This is a genomic window from Microbacterium croceum, assembly GCF_023091245.1.
In the GTDB taxonomy this organism is placed as follows: Bacteria; Actinomycetota; Actinomycetes; order Actinomycetales; family Microbacteriaceae; genus Microbacterium; species Microbacterium croceum.
Genome location: NZ_JAHWXN010000001.1, coordinates 2,712,008 through 2,735,665, shown reverse-complemented (window position 1 = coordinate 2,735,665; position 23,658 = coordinate 2,712,008). Strand labels below are relative to the sequence as shown.

Below are 23,658 nucleotides of genomic sequence, written 5' to 3'. Positions count from 1 at the left end.
GTCTGTTGCGGCTTGGCTACTTTAGGCGTGGCCTCGTCGTCTGTCCAAAACACCGGCATATCTTCACTGATTGCGATGAATGGACCCGCAGTTCTTGCGTCTCATGTTGTCATGTGTGTGGGAATCGGACGTGCGTGACACCGTTTCAACGACAACTAGGTAACGATCCGGACAACACGCACCTGGCGCGCGGGCTTCCGGGGTGATCATCGATCATGTTGCTCCGCGACTGGGCGCTTCGAGCGCTGAGGTCCGCGGACGAGTCCTGTGCACTCTGCACATAACGACAGAAGGGGGAGATCGATGAAGTCGAGCTCCAAGAAGTGGGCGGCTCTCGCCGGGCTGGCCAGCGTCGCGCTGGCCATCTCTGCATGCGCGCCCGGAAACACGGGCGGAGACAAGGGCGATGGCGGTTCCTCGCCGTCGGCGCTGCCCGCGACGGGGTGGGTGGCCGCAGACCGTGACGCGATCACAGACGGCGGCACGCTGAACCTGCCGCTCGATGAGACGCCGGCCAACTGGAACCTGTACAACCTCGATTCCGGCACGGTCGATGACAACACCATCTCGAGCCTGTTCCTCCCCGGATTCGTCGTCGTGAAGGAAGACGGCAGCTGGGAAGCTGACAAGAACTTCGCGACGTCGGTCGAGCTGAAGAGCGAGGACCCGCAGGTCGTCGAGGTCAAGATCAACCCCGACGCCGTGTGGTCGGACGGCACCGCGATCGGCTACCAGGACATCCAGGGCATGTTCAACGCCCTCAACGGCAAGGTGGAGGCCTACGCGCCGACGTCGACCAACGTGTGGTCCGACATCGAGTCGGTCGAGGCCGGCGAGAACGACCAGGACGTGCTCATCACGTTCGCGAACAAGAACGCGGACTGGCCGTCGATCCTCGGCGGCATCTACCCGCGCTGGCTCACCGCGAGCCCGGAGAGCTTCAACACGGCATGGGCCAACGGACCGTTCGCGCCGGACGGCTCGACCTTCGTCTCGGGCAACGCCTTCGTCGTGAGCAAGTTCGACGCGACCGGCAAGACCATCACGTTCGAGCCGAACCCGCAGTGGTGGGGCGACAAGCCGAAGCTCGACACGATCAACTTCAAGGCCACGGACCGCTCGACGGTGGGCAACGCGTTCGCCAACAAGGAGTTCGACGCGATCCCGATCAACTCGAGCGTCGACACGCTGGAGTCCGCCAAGGCACGCTCCGACTCCGAGATCCTGAGCTCGAAGGGCGTGACGTACAGCCACGTCACGCTCAACGGAACCGCCGGTGTCTTCCAGGACGTCGAGGTGCGTCAGGCGTTCGCGAAGTCGCTCGACCGGAAAATCATGGCGCAGGCCGTCATCGAGCCGCTCGGCGTCGAGCCCGAGGTTCTGAACAACCTCATCTTCCTCAACGGCCAGAACGGCTACGAGGACGACAGCGCCGACATCGCCTTCGACGTCGACGCGGCGAAGAAGCAGCTCGAGGACGCCGGATGGGTCGAGGGCGACAAGGGAATCCGCGAGAAGGACGGCACCAAGCTGACCGTTCGCCTCGTCATCCCGTCGGAGACCCCGAACTCGGCTCTGCTCTCGCAGCAGATCCAGCCGATGGCCGCCAAGGCGGGCTTCGAGGTCAAGATCGACACGGTTCCCTCTGCGGACTTCTTCACGAAGTACATCACCACGGAGACCCGTGACTTCGAGGCCACGATCTTCGCCTGGCAGGGTACGCCCTACCCGATCTCGTCGACGGAGTCGATCTTCAACCCCGCCGACTCGGGACAGAACTTCCCGGGCGTCGCGGACGAGCGACTCGATGGACTCTGGGCCAAGGCCAACGCCGAGCTGGACCCTGACGCTCGTCTCGACATCGCCAAGGAGATCGACAAGATCATCATGAGCGAGGCCGTCACGATCCCGCTGGCGGCGCGTCCGAACCAGTACGCGGTCGCCAAGGGTCTCGTGAACTACGGTCCCTCGCAGTTCGAGTCGGTCACCGGCACGAACCACTGGGAGAACGTGGGCTGGGCCAAGTAAACCCTGCGCACCCCGGAATGGGCGGTCCCGAAAGGGGCCGCCCATTCTGCGTGCCTGCGGCTCGTGCCCGCGGAATCTGGAATCCTCGCCCCTCACCGTAGAATCGACGGGACATGTCACCACGCGCTCTCACTCCACTTCAGCCTGCCGCGACGCCTTCGGCGCAGATCCGCAACTTCTGCATCATCGCGCACATCGATCACGGCAAGTCGACCCTCGCCGACCGCATGCTCCAGATCACCGGCGCCGTCGCTGACCGTGACATGCGCGCCCAGTACCTCGACCGCATGGACATCGAGCGCGAGCGCGGCATCACGATCAAGAGCCAGGCCGTGCGCATGCCGTGGGCCCTTCGACAGGCTCAGGGACCGAACGATGTGTTCGCGCTCAACATGATCGACACCCCGGGCCACGTCGACTTCACCTACGAGGTGTCCCGTTCCCTCGCAGCGTGCGAGGGCGCGATCCTGCTCGTCGACGCGGCTCAGGGCATCGAGGCGCAGACGCTCGCGAACCTCTATCTTGCCCTCGAGAACGATCTGCACATCATCCCGGTGCTGAACAAGATCGACCTCCCGGCTGCCGACCCCGAGAAGTACGCCAAAGAACTGGCCTCGCTGATCGGCGGCAAGCCGGAGGACGTGCTCCGCGTCTCGGGCAAGACGGGCGTGGGCGTCGAGGAGTTGCTCGACCGCCTCGTGGAGGAGATCCCGGCCCCGAAGGGTGACGCGGATGCTCCGGCGCGCGCCATGATCTTCGATTCCGTGTACGACGCCTATCGCGGTGTCGTCACCTACGTGCGCATGATCGACGGCAGCCTCTCGCCCCGCGAGCGGATCCAGATGATGTCGACGGGCGCGACCCACGAACTCCTCGAGATCGGTGTGTCCAGCCCGGAGCCGATTCCCTCGAAGGGACTCGGCGTCGGTGAGGTGGGCTACCTCATCACCGGCGTGAAGGACGTGCGCCTGTCGAAGGTGGGCGACACGGTCACGACCGCGCGCAAGCCGGCGACCGATGCGCTCCCCGGCTACACGGATCCCAAGCCCATGGTGTTCTCCGGTCTGTACCCGATCGACGGCAGCGACTATGCGGAGCTGCGCGAGGCGCTCGACAAGCTCAAGCTGTCGGATGCGTCGCTCGTGTATGAGCCCGAGACGTCCGTGGCGCTCGGGTTCGGGTTCCGCTGCGGATTCCTGGGTCTGCTTCACCTCGAGATCATCACCGAGCGCCTCGCGCGCGAGTTCGGTCTCGACCTGATCACCACCGCTCCCAGCGTGATCTACGAGGTGCTCACCTCCGACACCGGCGAGACCGTCACGGTCACGAACCCCAGCGAGTACCCCGACGGTCGCATCGGCTCGGTCTCGGAGCCGATGGTGAAGGCCGCCATCCTGCTCCCCAAGGACTACGTCGGCACGGTCATGGAGCTGTGCCAGTCGCGTCGTGGAACGCTGCTGGGCATGGAGTACTTCTCCGAGGAGCGCGTGGAATTGCGCTACAACATCCCTCTCGGTGAGATCGTCTTCGACTTCTTCGATCAGCTGAAGTCGAAGACCCAGGGGTACGCCTCGCTCGACTACGAGCCCTCCGGCCAGCAGGAGGCGGACCTGGTGAAGGTCGACATCCTGCTCCAGGGCGAGAAGGTCGATGCATTCAGCTCGATCGTGCACCGGGACAAGGCTTACAGCTACGGCACGATGATGGCGGAGCGGCTGCGCAAGCTGATTCCCCGTCAGCAGTTCGAGGTGCCCATCCAGGCCGCGATCGGTGCACGCATCATCGCCCGCGAGACGATCCGCGCGATCCGCAAGGACGTGCTGGCCAAGTGCTACGGCGGTGACATCACCCGCAAGCGCAAGCTCCTCGAGAAGCAGAAGGAGGGCAAGAAGCGCATGAAGATGGTGGGTCGCGTCGAGGTGCCCCAGGAAGCGTTCATCGCAGCGCTCTCCGGTGACGTCGACGGCAAGGACAAGAAGTAGGGATGCCGTTCCCGGCATATGAGCGCGGGGTGACCCGTCATCCGCTCGATGCCGCGCCGGCTGGCCTGCGTCTCACAGAGCGCTCCATCTCCGTTCCCGTGCACGCTCGGCAGGCCGTGGCTGCGCTGGTGAGTTCATGGGAGTTCAAGCGACGAGCCGGTTTCGAGGTCCCTGCGGAGGATCCGGACGCTGATGCAGACGGTGTTCTCGCGAAGCGGCTGTTCGGTGTCCGGTTCGCCGAGCCTGTGCGTGTGGTGTGGGCGGGGCGTGAGGGCTTCGGCTATGAGACGCGCCCGGGGCATCCGCTCTACGGGGAGGAGTCCTTCGTCCTCGACGGCGACCTCTTCACCGCACGATCTCTCTCGTGCCCGTCGAACCTCTTCTGGCATCTCGCCTCTCCGGCGCTCCGCGCGCTGCAGCTCTCGGTATCGCGCAGGTATATCCGCATCGTCGAGTCCGAGATCGCCGCGGCTTCGCGCTGACGCCGCATGGGCGCTGCTCGGCGCGGCGATGTGTCGTGCGGCGGCGCGTGGGGGTGTTCGCTCAGGTAACCCCCAGTAGGGTGGAAATCATGCGGCGCGGGACTTTCCGAGACGACACGGTGGACTATGCGGCCGTGGGTGCGACCCACGCGCCCGATCTGATGCAGTATCCGCCGGAGCGCAGCATCCCGGCGGAGGATTCCTGGCGGATCGGCAGCGGGGTCGAGCGCTTCCAGAGCGCCGGCGAGGCGCTGCTCTCCTGGACCGCCCAGCGCGCCGCCGGTCTCGACGTCGAAGACGTGCGTCCCGCGCCCGGTCCTGCCTACGCGGGCGTGAGCTTCGATGCAGAGGGCAATCCGATCGCGCCGAGCAAACGCGACGTCGAGCCTCGCTACGACGCGGAGGGGATGCCGTTCGTCGGCCCCGGGATGACGCTGCACCTGCGGGGCCGTGTGGGAGGCATGCGCGCCGACGCGGAGCTCCGCGTCATCTCGGTGACCGAGGAGACTCGCCGGATCGGCTTCGTCTTGGGAACCGTCGGTGGTTCGGTCGTCAGCGGCGAGGAGTCCTTCGACCTCGTCTGGCGTGAGGACAACGACGAGGTCTGGTTCACCGTGCGCGCTTTCGACTCCCCGAACTCTCTGCTGTACCGCACAGTCCCCGCGCTCGTGAAGCGTCGCCGTCGCGAACTCTTCGCCCGTTACCTCCGGGCGATCTCCCCGCTCTACGCGACCCCGCTCTGATGGCGGGACCTCTTCCGCTGGGGGATCCGGCACCGGCCGACGGTCAGCTTCCCGACGATCTGCCGATCGACACGAGCGTGCCGTTCTCGGCGTACCTGCACATCCCGTTCTGCCGTGTGCGCTGCGGGTACTGCGACTTCAACACCTACACCTCCAGCGAGCTCCGCGGCGCGAAGCAGGAGGACTACGCGAGCACCCTCGAGGCCGAGATCACTCTTGCGCGCCGGGTGCTCGGCGACGCCGGCGCGCTGCGCCCGATGGACACGGTCTTCTTCGGCGGAGGAACGCCCACGCTCCTGCCGGCCGGAGACCTGGCGCGGATGCTCGACACCGCCGTCTCGGCCTTCGGGCTGGCGGACGGAGCAGAGGTGACGGTCGAGGCGAACCCCGACACCGTCACGCCCGAGGTCGCGCGCACTCTGGCGCAGGCCGGTGTCACGCGCCTGTCCGTCGGGATGCAGTCGGCTGTGCCGCACGTGCTCGCCGCCCTCGACCGCACGCACCGGCCGGAGAACGTGCGCACCGCCGTCGCTGCCGCGAAGGACGCCGGTCTCGCGGTGAGCGTGGATCTGATCTACGGTGCGCCGGGGGAGTCGCTCGCCGATTGGGAAGCGTCACTCGATGCCGCTCTCGCGCTGGAGTCGGACCACATCTCGGCCTATGCGCTGATCATCGAGGACGGCACGAAGCTCGCTCGACAGATCAGACGCGGTGAGGTCCCCACTCCGGACGACGATGTGCAGGCCGATATGTACGAGCTCGCCGATGCGCGACTCGGAGCGGCCGGGTTCGACTGGTACGAGGTCAGCAACTGGGCACGTAGCCCCGAGCAGCGATCACGCCACAACCTCGCGTACTGGCGGGGGAGCGACTGGTGGGGCTTCGGTCCCGGCGCGCACAGCCACGTCGCCGGTCTGCGCTGGTGGAACGTGAAGCACCCCGCCGCCTACGCGCAGCGCCTCGCCGCCGCCGAGTCTCCGGCCGCCGGCACCGAGCGTCCGGACGCCGAGGCCCGGACGCTGGAGCGTGTGCTCCTGCTCAGCCGCCTCGCCGAGGGGATCGCCGTCGCCGAGCTCCCGGAGGGCAGCCGCACACGGGTGGCAGGACTCATCGCCGACGGGATGGTCGACGCCGCATCTGCGCTGCGTGGGCGCGTGACTCTCACGCTGCGCGGGCGGCTGCTCGCAGACGCCGTGGTGCGGGAACTGACTGACTGACGCTCAGCGCGGGAGCAGATCGAGCCCGGTCGTCCGGCGCTGCGGGACCGTCGTGGTGGCGGTGTCGAACAGGCGCGTGGTGCGGGATGCGCCATACGCCGGCCAGCCGGGGTCGCCGGTCGTGATGAACGCGACCCAGGCGGCGTTCATCTCCACGGCGAGACGTCGCGGCGCATCCGGCCCGGCGAGCCGGTGCGCCTCTTCATCGTCGAGCCTGTCGAACACGAAGCCGAGCTCGAGGGCATGCGCAGCACGCAGATCGCGCACCGGGCTCGGCCAGGCGAACTCGTACACGAACGTCGATGACGGCTTCGCCTGTGCCACACGGGTGAGCCCGCGGCGCAGGATCATGTCGGTGGCGAGCTGACCGAAGACCTCGCCGGTGGAGGCGCCGGGCCATTCGTCGCGATACGCCTTCACCGCGCGGCGGGGGATGCGCAGGGCCAGCGACGCGAGGAAGAGCTTCGTCTCGTTGATGCCGGCGAGCGCCTCCGGAGGGAACCACAGCCGGTACTCGTCGGTGTTGGTGCCGATCAGCAGCGGAGTGTCGATCGTTGCGAGGACGTCGTGCGGCGACTGCGGGAGGCTCTCGGGGTCGATCGCGACCTGGAATCCGGGCGCTCCGCCGAGCGGTGATGAGCCGGCCGACTGCTGACGGCGGGCCTCGAGGAGATCCTCGGGTGGGATGGCGGCGAACGAGGCGCGATCGGCGCGGACCCCGAGTCGCTTCGCCATCTGGGTGGTGACGCGACCGGCCTTGGCGGGGGTCTGCGCCTCGAGCGGACCCGATTCGATGATGGCGCGCGCGATCAGCGCGCGGGAGTCCTCGCGAGCGAGGAGAGCGGCCACGAGGGCTCCTCCCGCGGATTCCCCCATCGCGGTGGTCTGCGCGGGGTCGCCGCCGAACGCCGCGATCTCGGCATGCACCCATTCGAGTGCGGCGGCGACATCGCGGACGCCGAGGTTGCGCGGGGCATCATCGAGCACCGAGAACCCCTCGGCACCGAGGCGGTAGTTGATCGACACGAAGACGATGCCTGCCCTCGCGAACACGGCGCCGTCGTAGAGCGAGAGTGCAGCCGTGCCGCGCTCCAGAGCACCGCCGTGGATCCAGAGCACGACGGGCGCACCGGCCGCATTCGCAGGCGCCCAGACATTCGCCGTGAGGATGTCGTCGCCGGGGATGTGGACCGAGCCGAGCAGTTCGCCGATCGCCCCGGGATAGGGGAGCTGCGGCGCGGTGGGACCGAACGCGGTGGCGCTGCGCACGCCGTCCCAAGCCGCGACTGGTTGCGGCGCGCGGAAGCGGTTCTCGCCGAAGGGTGGCGCGGCGTAGGGGATGCCGAGGAAGCGGTGGATGCCGTCCGTCGTGGTTCCCTGGACGGTGCCGGCGCGGAGGGTGATCTGGGGATCGGACGTCATGCTCGTCATCGTAGGCGGTTCGCACGGCGAGGACGTTCACGAAGGAGTCGAGCGGCGAGGCGGCGGAAAGCTCTGCGCACCGGTAGAATTGGCACTCTGAGTATCCGAGTGCCAGCGGAAGGGGAAGTCGATGGTCACCGAGCGAGGACTCCAGGTTCTCCGCGCGATCGTGCAGGACTACGTCGAGACCCACGAACCCGTCGGCAGCCGCTCGATCGTCGACCGGCACTCCTTCGGCGTGTCTGCTGCGACGATCCGCAATGACATGGCGCTGCTCGAAGACGAGGAGCTGATCACGGCTCCGCACACGTCGTCCGGCCGGGTGCCGACCGATAAGGGCTACCGCGTCTTCGTCAATCACCTCGCCCAGTTGCGGCCGATGTCTGCGGCGCAACGCTCGGCGATCGAGTCCTTCCTTGCGGAGCCGGCGGACCTCGATGACCTCATGGTTCGCACCGTGCGCGTGCTGACCCAGCTCACCGGCCAGGTGGCACTCGCTCAGTACCCGTCGTTCGCTCGCGCGCACCTCACGCACCTCGAACTCGTCGCGCTCGCCCCCAACAGGCTCCTGATCGTGCTCGTGACCGATGCCGGTGGTGTGTCGCAGCGCATCGTGCCGCTCCCGGTCGAGCTCGACGAGACGGAGCTGGCGCTGCTGCGCGCTCGGCTCTCCGCACTGATCACCGGCCGTGCCGTCAGCGACGCGGCGGATCGTCTGCAGGGCCTCCTCGCCATGGCGGACACGCCCAACGACGCGGCGCTGCGCACGCTCGCCGCGATCGTGATCGACGAGCTGGGTGAGTTCCGTCAGGAGAAGCTCGTCATGGCAGGTGCCGCGACGCTCGCTCGCCGCGAGCAGGACTTCCGCGGCAGCATCCATCCGCTCCTCGAGGCCATCGAGGAACAGGTGACCCTGCTGCGGCTGATGAGCGAGATGGTGACCGACGAGCACGGCCTTGCGGCGAGCATCGGTACGGAGAATGCGCCGTTCGGCCTCGGTGAGGCTTCGATCGTCGCGAGCAACTACGCCGCCCCCAGCGGGATGGCACGTGTCGGCGTCATGGGACCGACACGCATGGATTATCCGAGCAACCTCGCGGCAGCGCGGGCGGTCGCCCGTTACCTGACGCGGATGCTCGATGAAGACGAGGCGAGCCGCTGACCGCGGCTCCCAGACGACAGACACGCGCAGAAAGGCGATTGTGGCGGACCATTATGAGGTTCTCGGGGTGTCCCGGGACGCTTCCACCGATGAGATCAAGAAGGCGTACCGGCGCCTCGCGCGGCAGCTGCACCCGGATGTGAATCCGGGGGAGGATGCCGCAGAGCAGTTCAAGCTCGTCACCCACGCGTACGACGTGCTCAGCGACGACGAGTCGCGCCGTCGCTACGACATGGGCGGCGGAGACGGCGCGGCCGGGAACTTCGGAGGGTTCGGTGGCTTCGGCGACATCTTCGAGACGTTCTTCGGTGCCGCGCAGGGCGGCGGACGTGGCGGACGGCCGCGCTCACGTCGGGAACGCGGCCAGGACGCTCTGGTCCGCGTGACCCTCGACCTCGGCGATGTCGTGTTCGGCGCGCATCGTGACATCGAGGTCGACACGGCAGTGCTCTGCGAGACCTGTCAGGGGTCCTGTTGCCAGGAAGGCACATCGCCCGTCACCTGCGACATCTGCGGCGGTTCCGGCCACGTGCAGCGCCAGGTGCGCAGTCTGCTCGGCAATGTCGTCACCTCGCAGCCCTGCGGCACGTGCGAGGGCTACGGCACCACGATCCCGTACCCGTGCGGAACCTGCGGAGGGCAGGGCCGTGTGCGCTCGCGCCGCACCGTGTCGCTCGACATCCCGGCAGGCGTCGAGACCGGTCTGCGTCTGCAGCTTCCCGGCTCCGGCGAGGTGGGCAAGGCAGGCGGCCCCCACGGCGACCTGTACGTCGAGGTCACGGTGAACCCCCACGCGGCCTTCAGCCGTGACGGCGACGATCTGCTCGCAACGCTCGAGGTGTCGATGACCGATGCGATCCTCGGAACCGAGACCGCGATCCAGGGGCTCGACGGCGAGGTGGACCTCGAGATCCGTCCTGGCGTGCAGTCCGGTGACGTGCTCACGATCAAAGGGCGAGGTATCACGCCGCTCCGCGGCACGCAGCGCGGCGACCTCCGCGTGGGCGTGCAGGTCGTGACACCCACCAAGCTCGATTCGGCGCAGCGCGCACTCATCGAGGACTTCGCCAAGAAGGCGAAGTCCCCGGGTCCGCAGCTCGCGCAGTTCCAGCAGGGTCTGTTCTCCAAGCTCCGCGACCGGTTCCGCGGACAGCACTGACCCATGGCTCTGCACTTCCTCCTCGAATCCGCTTCGGACGCCGTGGTCGGCGGCGTCGTGTCACTGACGGGTGCGGAGGCGAAGCACGCAGCGGTCGTGCGTCGGGTGCGGGTCGGCGAGGCGATCACGATCGGCGATGGGGCCGGCGTCTGGCTGACCGGCGTCGCCGAGCAGGTCGCTCCGTCTCGCGTGGATGTGCGCATCTCCGCACGGTCGGAGGAAGCCGCATCGATTCCGCGACTGGTCCTGGTCCAGGCGCTGGCGAAGGGTGATCGCGACGAGCTCGCGGTGCAGGCGGCCTGCGAGCTCGGCGTCGATGAGATCGTGCCGTGGCAGGCGAGCCGGAGCGTGTCTCGGTGGGAAGGCCCCAAAGCGGTCAGGGGGCGCGAACGCTGGACGACGATCGTCCGAGAAGCCGCCAAGCAGTCGCATCGGGCGTGGCTGCCGGCGGTGTCACCGCCGGTCTCCACGACACAGCTCATGGAGCGCGCGTCGTCTCAACGCGTGCTGATACTGGACCCCGGTGCAACGACGCGTCTGTCGGCTGTCGAGCCGGATGGGCGTGACCTGGTGCTCGTCGTCGGCCCCGAGGGGGGTATCTCCGACGCGGAGATCGCGAAGCTCACTGCCGCGGGTGCGGAACGCGTGCTGATCGGCGATACGGTCCTGCGCACGTCGACGGCAGGGCCTGCGGCCATAGCAGTTCTCTCGGTGGCTCTCGGCCGATGGTGAAGAAAGGTGCGCGCCCACTGGGGGCGCGCACCTTCTCTCTCGAACTCTCGGGCCGGCGGCCCTCAGGGGAGCAGCGGCTTGAGTTCGGCCCACTCCGCGAGTGCGCGGGCGCGTCCAGCGATCACTCCGAGCAGACCCAGTCGTGTCTGACGGACAGCGGGGTCATCGTCCAGCACGCGCACGTCGTTGAAGAATCGGTCGATGTGGGGGGCCAGACGTCGGAGCTCGGTGAGGAAGACGTCGATGCCGTCGTTCTCCGTCAGAGCGGAGTCGAAGACTCGCACGTGCTCGGCGAAAGCGACGTCTTCGGTCCCTCCACCGCCATCGATCTCGCCGACGATATCGGCGGGGGTGATGTTGACGACGCGCAGAAGCGCCTCGAACTCCGCGGTGAAGTTCTCTGATCCCAGCCAGGTCTCGATCGTCTCGATCGCGTGATCGGCCGCGCTGGGGCTGTCGATGAGGGGGAGGGCCGCGCGGACGATCGCGACATCGTGTCCCTCGGATACGAGCTGCTGGGAATAGCGCTTCTCGAGAACGTCCACCACAGCGGCACGGACGGAGTCCGTCACCTCAAGTCCCTGGAGGGACAGTCCGGATGCGGCGCGGGCGATGCCGGTGCCGATGGAGATGCTGAGGTCGGGCCGACTGCGCAGCACGCCGATGATCCCGCCGGCGATTCGACGGATACCGAACGGATCGGAGCTGCCGGTCGAGCTGATCCCGACGGCGGTGAGGCCGGTGAGCAGGTCGAAACGGTCCGCGAGCGAGAGCACGGCACCGGGCGTGGTCTCGGGGAGAACCGCGCCGGAGAAGCGCGGGCGCTCCATCTCTTCGATCGCCGTGCTCGTCGCCTCGTCCAGGCCGGCGCGGAGCGCGTACTCCTTCGCCATGGTGCCCGCAAGGCCGGAGAACTCGATGACGAGTTGCGAGGCGAGGTCGAACTTCGCCACAGCACCGGCCTCTCGGACGACCGCACGATCTTCTGCGGCGAGCTCAGCGAGCTCAGCGAACTCCGTGGCGAGCGCTTCGATCCGTCGCGAACGGTCGAGGAAGGAACCGAGACGATCCTCGACGAGCAGTTTGTCGAGCATCAGCCGGAATTCGGCTGGGGTCTTCTCGAGATCCGCGCGCCAGAAGAACTTCGCGTCCTCGAACCGGGCACGCAGCACGTTCTCGTTGCCGCCGCGGACGACTGCCTCATCGAACGGACCGTTCGCGACGATGATGAACGAGTTGCTCAGTGCGCCGTCCACCCAGATCGGGAGGTAGCGCTGGTGCTTCTTCATGACCGTGGTGAGCACAGACGACGGAACCTGAAGATACTCGGCGCTGAACGAGCCGAGGATCGGACCGGGGGCTTCGACGAGATCGGTGATCTCGTCGATGAGGCCGGAGTCTCCGTCGACGTCGATCACGCCGCCGACGGATGCGGCGAGCCTCTCGGCGGCCGTGACGATCAGCGCACGCCTCTCCTCCCGATCGAGGATGATGTTCTCCTCGCGAAGGATCCGGTCGAACTCCTCGAGAGATCCCACATCGCGCACGGGAGGCTCGCTGGTCCGCAGCACCCTGGTGCTGTGCGCCGAGGTGACGGTGGAGACCGTGAACGCGATCTCCACGGAGCCCCAGAGCGCGAGCAACCACCGGATCGGGCGCGCGTAGCTCAGCTCGGGATCCGACCATCGGATGTTCTTGTCGGCGCGGAGCCCTCGGACGACCTGCTCGAAGACGGAGGAGAGCACCTCGGTCACCGAGCGGCCGGGGAGTGTCCGCTTCACGGCGACGTGGCGGACGCCGTTGACGTCGACCTCGACGATCTCGTCGACGGTCGCCTCGTTCTTCCGGAGGAATCCGTTCAGGGCGTTGGTCGGGGCGCCGTCGGCATCGAAAGCCGCGGTCCAGCGGGGACCACGGGCCACATGCTCGAGCTCTGACTCTATGGCGGGTACGGCGGTTAGCCGCGCCACGACTCGGCGGGGGGTGCTGTCCACCCGGAGATCCTCGAAGCCGAGGCGGGTCGCTGCCAAGGCGCCCTCGAGGAGATGGCGAACGCTCTCGGCGATCGCCGAGACCTCCGAGGACGGCAGCTCTTCGAGTCCGATCTCGAACAGCACGTCCGCGGGGGCTGTCTCGGGGTCCACGGGAACGGCGTCGGCGTGTGCCGCCGCGTGTGGAACCGGCGATTCGCCGAGGGGGTGATCGAGCTCGTCACGGATCTCGACCCAGAGACGTGCGCAGTCGCGGACCAGGTTCCGCATCAGGGCGAAGGCCTTGGTGCGTTCCGTCGTGCTCACGGCACCGCGGGCATCGAGAACGTTGAACGCGTGGCTGCACTTCAAGGCGAAGCTGTATGCCGGGACGGGAAGCCGGTTCTCCACCAGCCTGCGGGCTTCGAGCGCATACGCGTCGAACAGCTGTCTCGAGGTCTCGATGTCCGCGTCGTCGAGGTAGTACCGGCTCATCTCATACTCGGACTGGCCGAAGATCTCGCCGTACGAGACGCCACTGGAGTACTCGATGTCACGGAAGTGGTCGACACCCTGGAGGGCCATGAGAATCCGCTCGAGCCCGTAGGTGATCTCCACCGGGATCGGGCTCAGGTTGATGCCTCCCAGCTGCTGGAAGTAGGTGAACTGGGTGATCTCCATGCCGTCGAGCCAGACCTCCCACCCCAGCCCCCATGCGCCGAGCGCCGGTGAGGCCCAGTTGTCTTCGACGAAGCGGACATCGTGCGCCTGAAGGTCGACGCCGATGGCCTCGAGACTCTTGAGGTACAGCTCCTGCGGGTTGCCCGGTTCCGGCTTCAAGATCACCTGGAACTGGTGGTGGGTCTGCAGACGGTTCGGGTTGAGGCCGTAGCGAGAGTCGTCGGGGCGCACGCTGGGCTCGACGTAGGCGACGCTCCACGGCTCGGGACCGAGCACCCGGAGTGCTGTCGAAGGGTTTGCCGTACCGGCACCGACCTCGGCGTTCAACGGCTGCATCACCATGCACCCGACGCCTGCCCAGTACTCCTGGAGCTTCAAGATCGCATCCTGCATGGAGAGCGCGTGCTTCGTCACCTATACCTCGGTTCCTCGATCACCCGACCTCGGCCGACGCGGCCTCGCAACTCGACGGACGGCGCGCGTCGATGACTCCGAGCGGTGGGTGTCCGTCCATCCTAGTCGGCCTCGCGGAGCGGTTCGAGGGGACCGATCTGATCGCGTCGGACAGCGGCGAGTCGCGTTTCGCGATTCGAAGGGCACTGGTTAGGCTCGGACACCAATTGAGCCGACGGCGTGTCTCGAATTCGCCGTCGGCGCGAATCCAACGCAGAACCAAGGGGGGAACTCTGCAATGAGCAGTGTCCGTGAAATCAATGAATTCGTCGTCGAACCTGATCGGTTCCTGAAGATTCTCGACGATCCCAGGACTCGACTCCTGGTCGAGCTTCAGGATCTCGTCCTGCAGGAGTCCGCGGGATTCTGGGCGGCGAAAGGTGCGAAGAATCTGCACCTTCCGATCACCACCAACACGATCTCCAGTCCCATGGGGCTGGGAAGTGACAGCCTTCCCGTGAAGGTGAGCATGTTCGGGGTCGACACCTACCTCGCCGACTCCATGCAGTTCATGCTGGAGTACGGATGCCGACTCGCTCCGGAGGGCGCGTGGTATCTGATGCCGAGTTTCCGCGGCGAGGACGCAGACGAGACGCATCTGAACCAGTTCTTCCACAGTGAGGCCGAGATCCTCGGCGATCTCGGAGATGTCATGGCCCTCTCCGAGGAGTACGTCCGCGCTCTGGCCTCAGCCGCGCTCGAGAGACTGAGCGATCAGCTGAACGAGCACGCCGGAGGCACGGCACACCTCGAAGCCATGGTGCGATCGGCGCCGTTCACCCGGCTGACCCTCGACGAAGCCGTCGCGCACCTCGGCGATGACGGACAGTCGGTGCGTCATGACGAAGGTGGCTGGCGCGTTCTCACCCGATTCGGTGAGAGGCGTCTGATGAACGAGATCGATCCGTTCGTGTGGGTCACGCACTTCGACCACCTGTCGGTGCCGTTCTATCAGGCGTACGGCGATGACGAGAAGCGCACGTCGCTCAACGGGGATCTCCTGTTCGGCATCGGCGAGGTCGTCGGCTGTGGCGAACGACATGTCACCGGGGCGCAGGCTCGCGAGGCGCTGGTTCATCATGAGGTACCCGAGGATGACTACGCCTGGTACCTGCAGATGAAGGATCACTCCCCGCTGCAGACCGCAGGTTTCGGCCTCGGCGTCGAGCGGTGGCTGATGTGGGCGCTCGCCCACGACGACATCCGCGAGCTGCAGCTCGTTCCGCGGTTCAACGGTCAGGTGCTCGCACCGTGACCCCGGGATCCGCGACCGTGTCAGACACAGGTTCCGGATCCTTGGTCGAGGCGGCCATCGCCGCCCCGCACGCCGCGTACGCGCGGCTGCGGGGCGGCGGTGACGTCGTCTGGAACGACGAGACCGGATCCTGGTACGTCCTGTCGTCCGCTCTGGTGACCATGATGTCCCGGGACGATCGGCTACGAGCACGCGGCGTCCCCGCGGGGGTCGCTGATCTGCCCCCGGAGGAGTACCGAGTGGTGCTCCCGGTCGAGCAGTTCTTCGCTCGTTGGCTCGTGTTCTCCGACCCGCCCAAGCAATCCCTGATTCGGCGATCGCTGGCGAAGAACCTCACGAAGACGGTTCTCGCTGATCTGCCGTCGTCGCTGGCAGATCAGGCGACCTCGCGTCTCGAGGCGCTGACGGGCTCCGGCGGCGACCTCTACCTCGACGTCATCCTTCCGCTGTCGTTGCATACGACCCAGGCGATCCTCGGCACAAGCGACGAAGACACCTCTGCGATCCTCGAGGCGACGGACGCCGTGATGGACTACCTTGCGACGCCCGGCACTGATTTCGACAAGGCGCAGGTGGCCCTGGTGGCTATCGGCTCGCTCTCCGAGCTCGTCGACCGGCTCGCCGCGAGTGGGAATCGCATCGCTCTCTCACTCGGTGAGCTCGAGCAGAACGGATCCATCGACAGAGACGACATCGTTGCGGCCTACGCACAGGTCGTGACCGGTGCCATCGAGCCGCTCTCCTCTGCGCTGGCGTCCGCTGCCGTCGCCGCGATCGGGAACGCGCCTTCGGCGGATGCGCTCCCTGGCTTCATCGAAGACGTCCTGCGCGATCATCCGCCTTTCCACTTCGCGCCTCGCGTGGCCCGTGAGGACATCGAACTCGAGGGTCGCTCGATCCGGGCCGGTCAGCGCGTGGTGCTCAATCTGCTCGCTGCCAATGACGACGCACGGTGCCCGGTGGCGCACGCAGGAACAGCGCCGGCTGCAACCGGGCATCACAGTTTCGGCAGTGGCACCCACTATTGCCTGGGCAGCGCCGTGAGCCGACTGCATCTGCAGGTCGTGCTCGAGCGCATCATCGCCTCGGGCGTCCTCGAGCTCATCTCCGGCGACGACATCGTCATGAAGCCGTCCTTCGGAGCAAAGAGCTTCGGAAGGATACCGACGAGATCCCGGGGTAGCGCAGCAGAATCCGGCGTCGGGTCGGTTGCCTGATGAAGCGTCCTCCGCGGCTGCGAGCAGGAGACGAGGTCGTGGTGGTCTCGCCGTCGGCGGACTCGGCGGGAAGCCACCCGCGGCGCCTCCGCAAGGGGATCCGGCAGCTCCGGGCGATGGGGCTGAATGTCCGGATGGCGACGCACGCGCTCGATCCTGGCCCGTTCTCCAGCGCGCCGGTGGCTGCCCGGGTCGCCGATCTCCATGCGGCATTCGCCGACGAGACGGTGCGGGGCGTCTTCTGTGCCATCGGCGGATACGGGGCATCCGAGCTCCTTCCGGCTCTTGACTTCGACCTGATCGCGGCGAATCCCAAGGTCTTCTGCGGGTACTCCGACATCACCTCGCTGCACGTGGCGATGCAGCAGAGATCCGACCTCGTGACGTTCTACGGTCCGTCGGTGTTGAACGAGCTCGGGGAGAACGGCGGCGCCTTCATCGAGACCCTCGATGCGCTTCAGCGCGCCACCATGATGTCGGATCCTCTGGGCCGCCTGCCCTCGTTCGATCGCATCGTGACAGAGCGGGCGGACTGGATAGGAGACGCTCTTCGGAGCGGCGAGAAGGCTCCGGAGGTTCGGGTGGTTCGTGAGGGGCGTGCCACGGGGGTGCTGGGTGGTGGCTGCCTTCCCGTGCTGTGCCAGCTTCTGGGCACGCCATGGTCGCCGGATCTGAAGGAGAAGGTCGTGGTGCTGGAGACTCCGCAGGTACCGTACTCGACCGCACGCGCGCACAGCGATCTCTGGCATCTTCGCAACGCCGGAGTGCTCGCTGAGGCGGCCGGGATCGTGGTCGGCTGGCCGGCAGAGGTCTCCGACATCCCGAGTCTGGCCGCTGCTGTCGAATCGGTCACGGGAGACCTCGGCATACCGGTGATCGTCGGCTTCCCCGTCGGACACACCAGTCCCATGGCGACACTCCCCATGGGAGTACGAGCAGAGCTCGACGCGGAAGGCCTCGTTCTCCTGGACTCCGGGGTGCGAGAGTGACGTCCTGGCTCGTCCTCGACATCGATGGAACGATCTGCTTCGACGGCCTGAGCATCGACGCTCGCATCGTGGAGGCCGTGCACGGCGCACACGCGGCAGGGTGGCGCATGGTCTTCGCGTCTGCCAGACCGGTTCGCGATCAGGCGGGAGTCCTCGCCGACCTCTTCCCTGATGCGCTACGCATCGGTGCCAACGGTGCGATGGCCGAGGTCCATGGGGAGCTGCGAGTGCTCGAAGCCTTCGAGTCCGCACAGCGTGATCGCATCCTCGCCGTTCTCGACGGTGACGGGGCGCAGTTCGTCGCCGATGGAGCGTGGGATTATGCGCACAACCTCCCGGATGACCATGTCTTCCTCGGGCGGATCGACTCGCACGGTCGTGCGAAGCGGGTTCCTCTCGAGGAGCTCGACTCCATTCTCAAGCTGGCCGTGCTCGATCATCACGACGCCGCGCAACTGACCGCATCACTTGTGGGATGCGGTTGCGCCGTCACCACGCATCGCGCCGAGGCCCACCTCGATGTGGCGCCGGCAGGGGTCGACAAGAGGACGGCGCTGGAAAGGCTCGGCATCAACGAATACGTCGCATACGGTAACGATCTCAATGACCGTCGGCTCCTCTCCGGTGCCGACTACGCGGTCGGGGTGGGGAGTGGCGATGGCATTCACGACGTGACGCACCGTCGCCTGACGGCGGATCCGGGCGTCGTTGCGGCGTCGATCAGCGCGCTCGTGGCGGGTCGTCGTCCGCGGGACTGAGCTCGACCCTGGCATAGTCGGCGATGATCTTCGCCACGACCTCGTCGTGCCCGAGCTCGGAGTTTCCTTCGCGCAGTGGACTGGCCGCCGCTCGCAGAGCGAGCTCCGCCGTCACGATCTCTGAGGCGGCCATCGCGAGCTGATCCTCCTGGGGGCCCCAGTTGGCTCCGATGATCCTCAGGAAATCGCGATAGTTTCCGCCGCGGCCGCGAGAGCGTGCCGGGAGGTCCTCGATCGCGAGCACGACAGAGCTGTGCAACGCGTCGGCGCTCATCACGTCGACGCCCCACGGTCGCACGCCGGCCGCAGGACCTGCCCAGACGGGATGACTGATGTCATGAAGCTGCGTGACGTACATGGTGATTCCGCACGCGAGCTCCAGCCCGATGGGAACCCCTTCGCGCTCGATGACGATGACATTCGCCACCGCCCGGGACGCGCCTCCGGACGTCACGTGAAGGTTGGCGTTCCGGCCGGCGACCCCTTCCATGCCGAATGCGTGCACGAAAGGTGACGGGTCTTCGCGCGACACCCGTGGCTCGACACCGGTCAACACAGCTGACGCGATGAGATCGGTGTCGCTGTGGAATGTCCGGAACTCGACATCCTCGCGAGCGATGTGCAGCTGGTCGAAGAGCTCATACGCCATCGCCGTCACTTCTTCCAGATCCGACACCGGGGCGACCAGGCCGAAGGCCATGAAGGCGCAGCCGAACGGGCTCATGGACGCCGTCCTCTTCATATGGGCGAAGTTACGCAGACGCAGCGCGGGCTGGATCAGGAACACCCGCTCGGAGACGGCCTCGCTCAGATAAGGCTTGAGGGCGGAGATGGTGGAGTTCGTGTAGCGGACGGACGGATCGTGGCGCGAGATGACCGGGACGCGCTCCTCTTCACGGAACCCATGCGCTCTGCAGATGGAGCGGAAGGATTCGGCGAGGTGGATGGACGCGCGGAGCACCTGTTCAGCGTCTGTGTCAGGCATGGGACTCGGCGTTCTCCTCGACGGTGACGGGATGTGGGGAGGTCGCGACGATGCCCGGCACGAGCGCGAGGATCGCGATGATGAGAGTGATGACGATCGCTATCCACGCGAACAACATGGAATGCCCTTGGCTGACGAACACACTGACGAGTGCGGGCCCGAGGGTGAATCCGATGGACGTGCTCAATCCGTAGAGCGCATTGGCCCTGCCACGCTCGTGATCGGCCGCGGCCTCATGCACCAGCACCGGGACAGACACCGCGAAGAAGGCACCGCCGACAGAGGCGACTGCAGCTCCCGCACACAGGAGCAAGAGACGGAGATCGGCGTCGTGGAGATCGACCGCGACCACGAGAACCGCCCAGAACACCGTCCAGGTGACCGCGGCCACCGTGATGCGTATCTTCATGGGGACCCGTTGGATCACGCCCAGCATGAAGAACTGGGCGACCACCGCGACCACCGTATCGGTGACGATCAGGATGGAGAGATGGAGCGGGGAAATCCCCGCTTCCGCCACCAGCAATCCCGGCACACCGGCCTCGAGCTGGGAGTATGCGACCAGGAACAGGACGAACGCGATCAGCAGGACGATGACGAGAGACCTGTTGCGCAGCAGCCCCAGATATGACCCGCGTGGGTGCGTCACCGGTTTCGAGGATTCCGACGGACTCGTCTCGGATCGGCCTCTTCGCACGGCGAGCACCATGATCAGCCCACCGAGAACGAAGCTCAGCGCATTGAGCAGGTAGACGAGCTGGAAGGTCCACGGTGCGTCTATCGAGACGAAGAGTCCGGACGCGACCGCGCCGACGCCGATCGCCGCGTTGGCGAGTCCGAAGTTGGTCCCGAATGCCGTGGCCCGCTGCTCTGGCGCGACAGCCTCCGCGAGGAGCGCCATCCACGAGGCGTTCGCGCCGACGCCGAGGCCGAAGACGATCGTCGCCCCTACCATCTGCGCGGGTGTCCCGACGAAGGCGACCCAGGCTGTGCCGACAGCGGCGAGAGCCATCGAGATGGCGAGGGTCTGCACTCGCCCGACTCGATCGGATGCCCAGCCTCCGACCAATCCGCCGAGCAGTGCAGCAGCGGATGTGATGGCGACGGCGCTCAACGCCAAGGAAGTCTCGAAGCCGCGCACCTCTGAGAGATAGATGACCAGCAGGGGCATGACGAGACCCGAGCCGACGTTGCTGACGGCGCTCCCCGCCAGCAACAGCAGGGCGGGGCGGGGGAGTGCCCGGATCTCGCGGATCGCCGTCATGCGTGAGCGTCCTCGCCGACTTCGACCTCGAACGTCAGAGAATCGGCCAGCTCGAGCGCGCGGGTGTGCAGCTCGTCCTCATCGGCACCGGAGATGACGGTCGTCATGCCTGCGGTGAGAGAATGCAGGCGCACCGTGTCGCCGACCTTCGCCAGTCGCTCGACATCGAGGATGTACGGATACGAGGCGATCTCCTCGTCCGTGGGGATCCGCACCACGGTGCCCGCCGCGGTGGGAGCAAGCAGGAGCCAGGCGAGATGCTGATCCGTCGAGTCCTCGAGCACCGGGAGAGCGTCCGCCGGGTCCCCGGCCATGGCGGCCGCCCAGACCTCCCGCATGTCCGCTCCACGGGGCCGGTGGATGTTCATCGCGCCCGCCCCACCGCACCGCAGCGCGATCTCGGAGAAGACCAGTTCCCCTGGCGCGATCTCGAAGAACTCGGCGTGGGTGATGCCCGTGCTGAACTCGAACGGACCCGCCAGGGCATCATGCATCTGCTCGACCTGCTCGTAGAGTTCCTGGTCCAGGTCACGACGGATCAGGATCGCGCCGTTGAGGATGTTGGGGTTGTCGATCTCGATCCGAGGCTTCATGTAGCGGCAGACAGCGATCTCGATGATCCGCCCCTCCTTCCACACCGCATCCACGTGATACTCGCGCCCGGAGATGAACTCCTCGACCATGAAGGGGGCCGATTCCGCATTGGCGTCGAGCCAGGTGGACAGCTCCGCTGACGAGTCGATCCGTGCCGTCGCTGTCGTTCCCATGCCGGCGACCGGCTTGACGACGCAGGGGAAACCCACGCGATCCTGTGCGGCGCTGACAGCCTCGGGCACATCGGCGGGCAGGGTGGCGAACTTTGCGATCCTCACACCCGCAGATGCCGCCGCGAGCTTCATCGCCCGCTTGTCGCGCACACGCACGCTCTGCAGAACCGACGGCCCGGGTACGCCCAGGGCGGCGGCCAGATAACCGGCGCCGAGCAGCCCGCGCTCGTCGACCACGACGACCTGATCGATCACCGTCCCCTCCTCGAGCAAGCCGGAGGCGACCATGCTGAGGTGATCCATCGCGTCGAAGCTGGCGACGGTGATCGTCCGGGAGATCCGACCCAGGAGGTCGGAATCGAACGTGCGGTTCGCCGCCTCCCATTCGTCGAACAAGACGATGAGCTCGAGGCCTCTGTCGAGCAGAGCTGCTATCGAGTTCGGCTCCCAGCGGCAGACGAGAAAAGTGGTCATGACGTGAACTCGCTTTCAGGGATGATGTCGAAGGCCGCCTCGATCTCGAGGATGCGCATGCGCTCGATGAACTGTGCCTCGTCGTCCGCCTCAATGACGGCCATCCACGACCAGACCGAGGGGTGGAGAGTGCCGACGACGTCTCCGATCTGATGCCCGGGAATCACCTGACGTACGAACGGATGCCGGGCCAAGGCGGCGGGGTCGGGTGTTCGCGCGATCACTCCTCGCGTCTCGGGCGCCAGATTGACCCACCCGATGATCGGTCGATCGGGGTGGGAGCGAGAGATGTCGTCCGCGCATCCGAGCTCGGTCTTCATCCACCGCACTCTCAGGTCGTCGCCGAAGGCGCTGAACACATTGCAGATCGCCCCGCCGGCCGGGCGCGTGGCGATCTCGGAGAACACCCATTGCCCCTCACGGGTGCGGAAGAACTCCGCGTGGGTGATGCCGTCGGTGATGCCCAGCGCTGAATTGACGTCGCGCCCGAGCGATATGAGCTCCTCATATATCTCGGGGAAGTCCTCTTCGCGCAGATGGAGGGATCCGTTGTTCCGACCGGGCGTCCGGATCTCGATTCTCGGTACGACGTACAGCGAGACGCCGAAGTCCGACGGCTCACCGCCCGTCCACACGGCATCGACGTGGTACTCGTCTCCGGTCACGAACTCCTCGGCGATGAGCGCGTGCGCCCTCGCCGTCTCCTGGACGGCTTCAGGCAGCTCGTCGATGTGCGCGATGGCCCAGGTGTCGACTGTGCCCATACCCTCGGCGGGCTTGATCACCAGCGGCCAGCCGAGACGTCGTCCTGCGGCCTCCACCTCCTGTCGTGACCCGCTCTCGAGAGCCACCTGCGCCGCACAGCGCACCCCCGCGGCGGTCACGCGTCGTTTCATCGCGACCTTGTTGCGGACGAGGACGCTCGTCTCGATCGAAGGGCCGGCCGTGCCGATCACGTCGGCGAGATAGGCTGCCCCGAGCTGAGACTGCTCCGCCAGGCTGATGACGCGGGTGATCGACGGAACGCAGCTCTGGAGCTGTACTGCCAGCTCGGACATCGCCGACATGTCGTCGAAGGCGCGGATCACCTTCAGGGCTCTCAGCCGCGCGACCAGTTGAGGGTCGATGTGGCGGTTGGCGAGTTCCCATTCGTCGATGACGACGGTGATATCGGCCGTCCCGGTCGCCAGCGCGGCCTCGAGGATGAGGCGATCCCACCGGCAGAGCACCACATGGGGGCGCCCGCTGTTCGTGTCGCTCTCATCTTGTTCAACCAGGTCACGTCGTGGCGCGACAGGGTCGGTGAAAGACGTCCCCCCCAAAGCGAATCTCCTTCGATATCGATGCGTGTGAGGGCTCGAGGCCCTCGGGTGTCGCCGCCTCCGGTTGCGAGCGATCCGACCACACTACCTTCGACATCTGCGGGGCATGCGCGATGCCTGCATCTGCAGCCGCTGGTGGGTCGACTCTGCTACGAACGACTGGGGGTTCTGTGAAGGAGGGCGGCGTGTCGCCCTCCGCGGCGGCACCCCTTCGGACGAGACCGAGCCACTAAACTAGGGGAATGTCCGATGGCTCAATCTTCACTCGCATCCTCAAGGGAGAGATCCCGGGCGAGGTCGTCTTCGAGGGCGAACGCCTCTTCGTCCTTCGAGATGTCAATCCTCAGGCGGCACTGCACCTGCTGATCATCCCGAAGCGCGAGTACGCAGACGTGGTCGAGCTTGCAGCCGACGACCCCGCTCTGCTGTCGGAGGTCGTGGCGTTGGCCCAGCAACTCGCTGACACCCACAGCGACGGACACTTCAGGCTCATCTTCAACATCGGGGCGAATTCGGGACAGACCGTCCCGCACCTGCACGCGCATGTGCTCTCCGGCGATCTCAAGGAGGCGAACCTCGTTGGCCGCTGATATCTC

19 protein-coding genes are annotated in these 23,658 nt (G+C 66.7%); 13 read left to right on the top strand and 6 right to left on the bottom strand.

Annotated elements, in window-relative coordinates; all coding sequences use genetic code 11:
- The first annotated feature begins 303 nt into the window (after positions 1-303).
- The 5 genes from KZC51_RS12960 to hemW all read left to right on the top strand — a co-directional run bounded on the left by KZC51_RS12960 (position 304) and on the right by hemW (position 6,452).
- Complete coding sequence (locus KZC51_RS12960) at positions 304-2,028, top strand: ABC transporter family substrate-binding protein (RefSeq protein WP_247630359.1); 1,725 nt, start codon at positions 304-306, stop codon at positions 2,026-2,028.
- Positions 2,029-2,141: 113 nt separating this feature from the next.
- Positions 2,142-4,010, top strand: a complete 1,869-nt coding sequence (gene lepA, locus KZC51_RS12955) for a translation elongation factor 4 (protein ID WP_247630358.1) — start codon at positions 2,142-2,144, stop codon at positions 4,008-4,010.
- 2 nt (positions 4,011-4,012) lie between these two features.
- Positions 4,013-4,492: a DUF1990 family protein gene (locus KZC51_RS12950; RefSeq protein ID WP_247630357.1), complete on the top strand. Its 480-nt coding sequence runs from the start codon at positions 4,013-4,015 to the stop codon at positions 4,490-4,492.
- An 89-nt stretch (positions 4,493-4,581) separates the two neighbouring features.
- The gene (locus KZC51_RS12945; protein WP_247630356.1) at positions 4,582-5,235 is read left to right on the top strand and encodes a DUF1990 domain-containing protein; all 654 of its coding nucleotides are present in this window, start codon (positions 4,582-4,584) and stop codon (positions 5,233-5,235) included.
- On the top strand, positions 5,235-6,452 hold the full coding sequence (gene hemW, locus KZC51_RS12940; protein ID WP_247630355.1) for a radical SAM family heme chaperone HemW: 1,218 nt from the start codon (positions 5,235-5,237) through the stop codon (positions 6,450-6,452). Before KZC51_RS12945 ends, hemW begins: the two co-directional genes overlap by 1 nt.
- 3 nt (positions 6,453-6,455) lie before the next feature.
- Here the strand turns inward: hemW and KZC51_RS12935 are convergent, their stop codons facing one another.
- Positions 6,456-7,874, bottom strand: coding sequence for a carboxylesterase/lipase family protein (locus KZC51_RS12935; RefSeq protein WP_247630354.1), 1,419 nt, complete (start codon positions 7,872-7,874; stop codon positions 6,456-6,458).
- A gap of 130 nt (positions 7,875-8,004) precedes the next feature.
- Here KZC51_RS12935 and hrcA point away from each other — a divergent pair, with 130 nt between their 5' ends.
- The 3 genes from hrcA to KZC51_RS12920 are packed head-to-tail and all read left to right on the top strand — an operon-like array spanning position 8,005 to position 10,927.
- The gene (hrcA, locus tag KZC51_RS12930) at positions 8,005-9,036 is read left to right on the top strand and encodes a heat-inducible transcriptional repressor HrcA (protein ID WP_247630353.1); all 1,032 of its coding nucleotides are present in this window, start codon (positions 8,005-8,007) and stop codon (positions 9,034-9,036) included.
- A gap of 40 nt (positions 9,037-9,076) precedes the next feature.
- Positions 9,077-10,195 carry a molecular chaperone DnaJ gene (gene dnaJ, locus KZC51_RS12925; protein ID WP_247630352.1) on the top strand — a complete coding sequence of 373 codons (1,119 nt, stop codon included), beginning with the start codon at positions 9,077-9,079 and terminating at the stop codon, positions 10,193-10,195.
- Between the two features lie 3 nt (positions 10,196-10,198).
- Positions 10,199-10,927, top strand: coding sequence for a 16S rRNA (uracil(1498)-N(3))-methyltransferase (locus KZC51_RS12920; protein ID WP_247630351.1), 729 nt, complete (start codon positions 10,199-10,201; stop codon positions 10,925-10,927).
- Between the two features lie 62 nt (positions 10,928-10,989).
- Here the strand turns inward: KZC51_RS12920 and KZC51_RS12915 are convergent, their stop codons facing one another.
- Positions 10,990-13,992 carry a glycine--tRNA ligase gene (locus KZC51_RS12915; RefSeq protein ID WP_247630350.1) on the bottom strand — a complete coding sequence of 1,001 codons (3,003 nt, stop codon included), beginning with the start codon at positions 13,990-13,992 and terminating at the stop codon, positions 10,990-10,992.
- 277 nt (positions 13,993-14,269) lie between these two features.
- On the opposite strand from KZC51_RS12915, the gene KZC51_RS12910 reads away from it, so the two are divergent.
- Genes KZC51_RS12910 through KZC51_RS12895 form a run of 4 tightly spaced genes read left to right on the top strand, consistent with a single transcriptional unit; the run spans position 14,270 to position 18,250 of the window.
- Positions 14,270-15,286, top strand: a complete 1,017-nt coding sequence (locus tag KZC51_RS12910; RefSeq protein WP_247630349.1) for an amino acid--tRNA ligase-related protein — start codon at positions 14,270-14,272, stop codon at positions 15,284-15,286.
- A 17-nt stretch (positions 15,287-15,303) separates the two neighbouring features.
- Positions 15,304-16,503 (top strand): cytochrome P450, encoded by a 1,200-nt coding sequence (locus KZC51_RS12905; RefSeq protein ID WP_247630348.1) that lies wholly within the window; start codon positions 15,304-15,306, stop codon positions 16,501-16,503.
- Complete coding sequence (locus tag KZC51_RS12900; protein ID WP_247630347.1) at positions 16,503-17,492, top strand: S66 peptidase family protein; 990 nt, start codon at positions 16,503-16,505, stop codon at positions 17,490-17,492. Before KZC51_RS12905 ends, KZC51_RS12900 begins: the two co-directional genes overlap by 1 nt.
- Positions 17,489-18,250 carry an HAD-IIB family hydrolase gene (locus KZC51_RS12895; RefSeq protein ID WP_247630346.1) on the top strand — a complete coding sequence of 254 codons (762 nt, stop codon included), beginning with the start codon at positions 17,489-17,491 and terminating at the stop codon, positions 18,248-18,250. The genes KZC51_RS12900 and KZC51_RS12895 overlap by 4 nt, the downstream gene beginning before the upstream one ends.
- On the opposite strand, the gene KZC51_RS12890 is transcribed toward KZC51_RS12895, so the two are convergent.
- Genes KZC51_RS12890 through KZC51_RS12875 form a run of 4 tightly spaced genes read right to left on the bottom strand, consistent with a single transcriptional unit; the run spans position 18,213 to position 23,062 of the window.
- Positions 18,213-19,235: a hypothetical protein gene (locus tag KZC51_RS12890; RefSeq protein ID WP_247630345.1), complete on the bottom strand. Its 1,023-nt coding sequence runs from the start codon at positions 19,233-19,235 to the stop codon at positions 18,213-18,215. The two genes, KZC51_RS12895 and KZC51_RS12890, sit on opposite strands and share 38 nt — an antisense overlap.
- Positions 19,228-20,499 (bottom strand): MFS transporter, encoded by a 1,272-nt coding sequence (locus tag KZC51_RS12885; protein ID WP_247630344.1) that lies wholly within the window; start codon positions 20,497-20,499, stop codon positions 19,228-19,230. Before KZC51_RS12885 ends, KZC51_RS12890 begins: the two co-directional genes overlap by 8 nt.
- The gene (locus tag KZC51_RS12880) at positions 20,496-21,740 is read right to left on the bottom strand and encodes an ATP-grasp domain-containing protein (protein WP_247630343.1); all 1,245 of its coding nucleotides are present in this window, start codon (positions 21,738-21,740) and stop codon (positions 20,496-20,498) included. Before KZC51_RS12880 ends, KZC51_RS12885 begins: the two co-directional genes overlap by 4 nt.
- Positions 21,737-23,062 carry an ATP-grasp domain-containing protein gene (locus KZC51_RS12875; RefSeq protein WP_247630342.1) on the bottom strand — a complete coding sequence of 442 codons (1,326 nt, stop codon included), beginning with the start codon at positions 23,060-23,062 and terminating at the stop codon, positions 21,737-21,739. The genes KZC51_RS12880 and KZC51_RS12875 overlap by 4 nt, the downstream gene beginning before the upstream one ends.
- A 242-nt stretch (positions 23,063-23,304) precedes the next feature.
- Here KZC51_RS12875 and KZC51_RS12870 point away from each other — a divergent pair, with 242 nt between their 5' ends.
- Positions 23,305-23,652, top strand: coding sequence for an HIT domain-containing protein (locus KZC51_RS12870; RefSeq protein ID WP_247630341.1), 348 nt, complete (start codon positions 23,305-23,307; stop codon positions 23,650-23,652).
- The last annotated feature ends 6 nt before the right edge of the window (positions 23,653-23,658 follow it).

Coding starts and splice junctions, on each gene's coding strand:
- KZC51_RS12960 (WP_247630359.1), top strand. CDS start 304: ATGAAGTCGAGCTCCAAGAAGTGGGCGGCTCTCGCCGGGCTGGCCAGC.
- lepA (WP_247630358.1), top strand. CDS start 2,142: ATGTCACCACGCGCTCTCACTCCACTTCAGCCTGCCGCGACGCCTTCG.
- KZC51_RS12950 (WP_247630357.1), top strand. CDS start 4,013: ATGCCGTTCCCGGCATATGAGCGCGGGGTGACCCGTCATCCGCTCGAT.
- KZC51_RS12945 (WP_247630356.1), top strand. CDS start 4,582: ATGCGGCGCGGGACTTTCCGAGACGACACGGTGGACTATGCGGCCGTG.
- hemW (WP_247630355.1), top strand. CDS start 5,235: ATGGCGGGACCTCTTCCGCTGGGGGATCCGGCACCGGCCGACGGTCAG.
- KZC51_RS12935 (WP_247630354.1), bottom strand. CDS start 7,874: ATGACGTCCGATCCCCAGATCACCCTCCGCGCCGGCACCGTCCAGGGA.
- hrcA (WP_247630353.1), top strand. CDS start 8,005: ATGGTCACCGAGCGAGGACTCCAGGTTCTCCGCGCGATCGTGCAGGAC.
- KZC51_RS12920 (WP_247630351.1), top strand. CDS start 10,199: ATGGCTCTGCACTTCCTCCTCGAATCCGCTTCGGACGCCGTGGTCGGC.
- KZC51_RS12910 (WP_247630349.1), top strand. CDS start 14,270: ATGAGCAGTGTCCGTGAAATCAATGAATTCGTCGTCGAACCTGATCGG.
- KZC51_RS12900 (WP_247630347.1), top strand. CDS start 16,503: ATGAAGCGTCCTCCGCGGCTGCGAGCAGGAGACGAGGTCGTGGTGGTC.
- KZC51_RS12890 (WP_247630345.1), bottom strand. CDS start 19,235: ATGCCTGACACAGACGCTGAACAGGTGCTCCGCGCGTCCATCCACCTC.
- KZC51_RS12885 (WP_247630344.1), bottom strand. CDS start 20,499: ATGACGGCGATCCGCGAGATCCGGGCACTCCCCCGCCCCGCCCTGCTG.
- KZC51_RS12880 (WP_247630343.1), bottom strand. CDS start 21,740: ATGACCACTTTTCTCGTCTGCCGCTGGGAGCCGAACTCGATAGCAGCT.
- KZC51_RS12870 (WP_247630341.1), top strand. CDS start 23,305: ATGTCCGATGGCTCAATCTTCACTCGCATCCTCAAGGGAGAGATCCCG.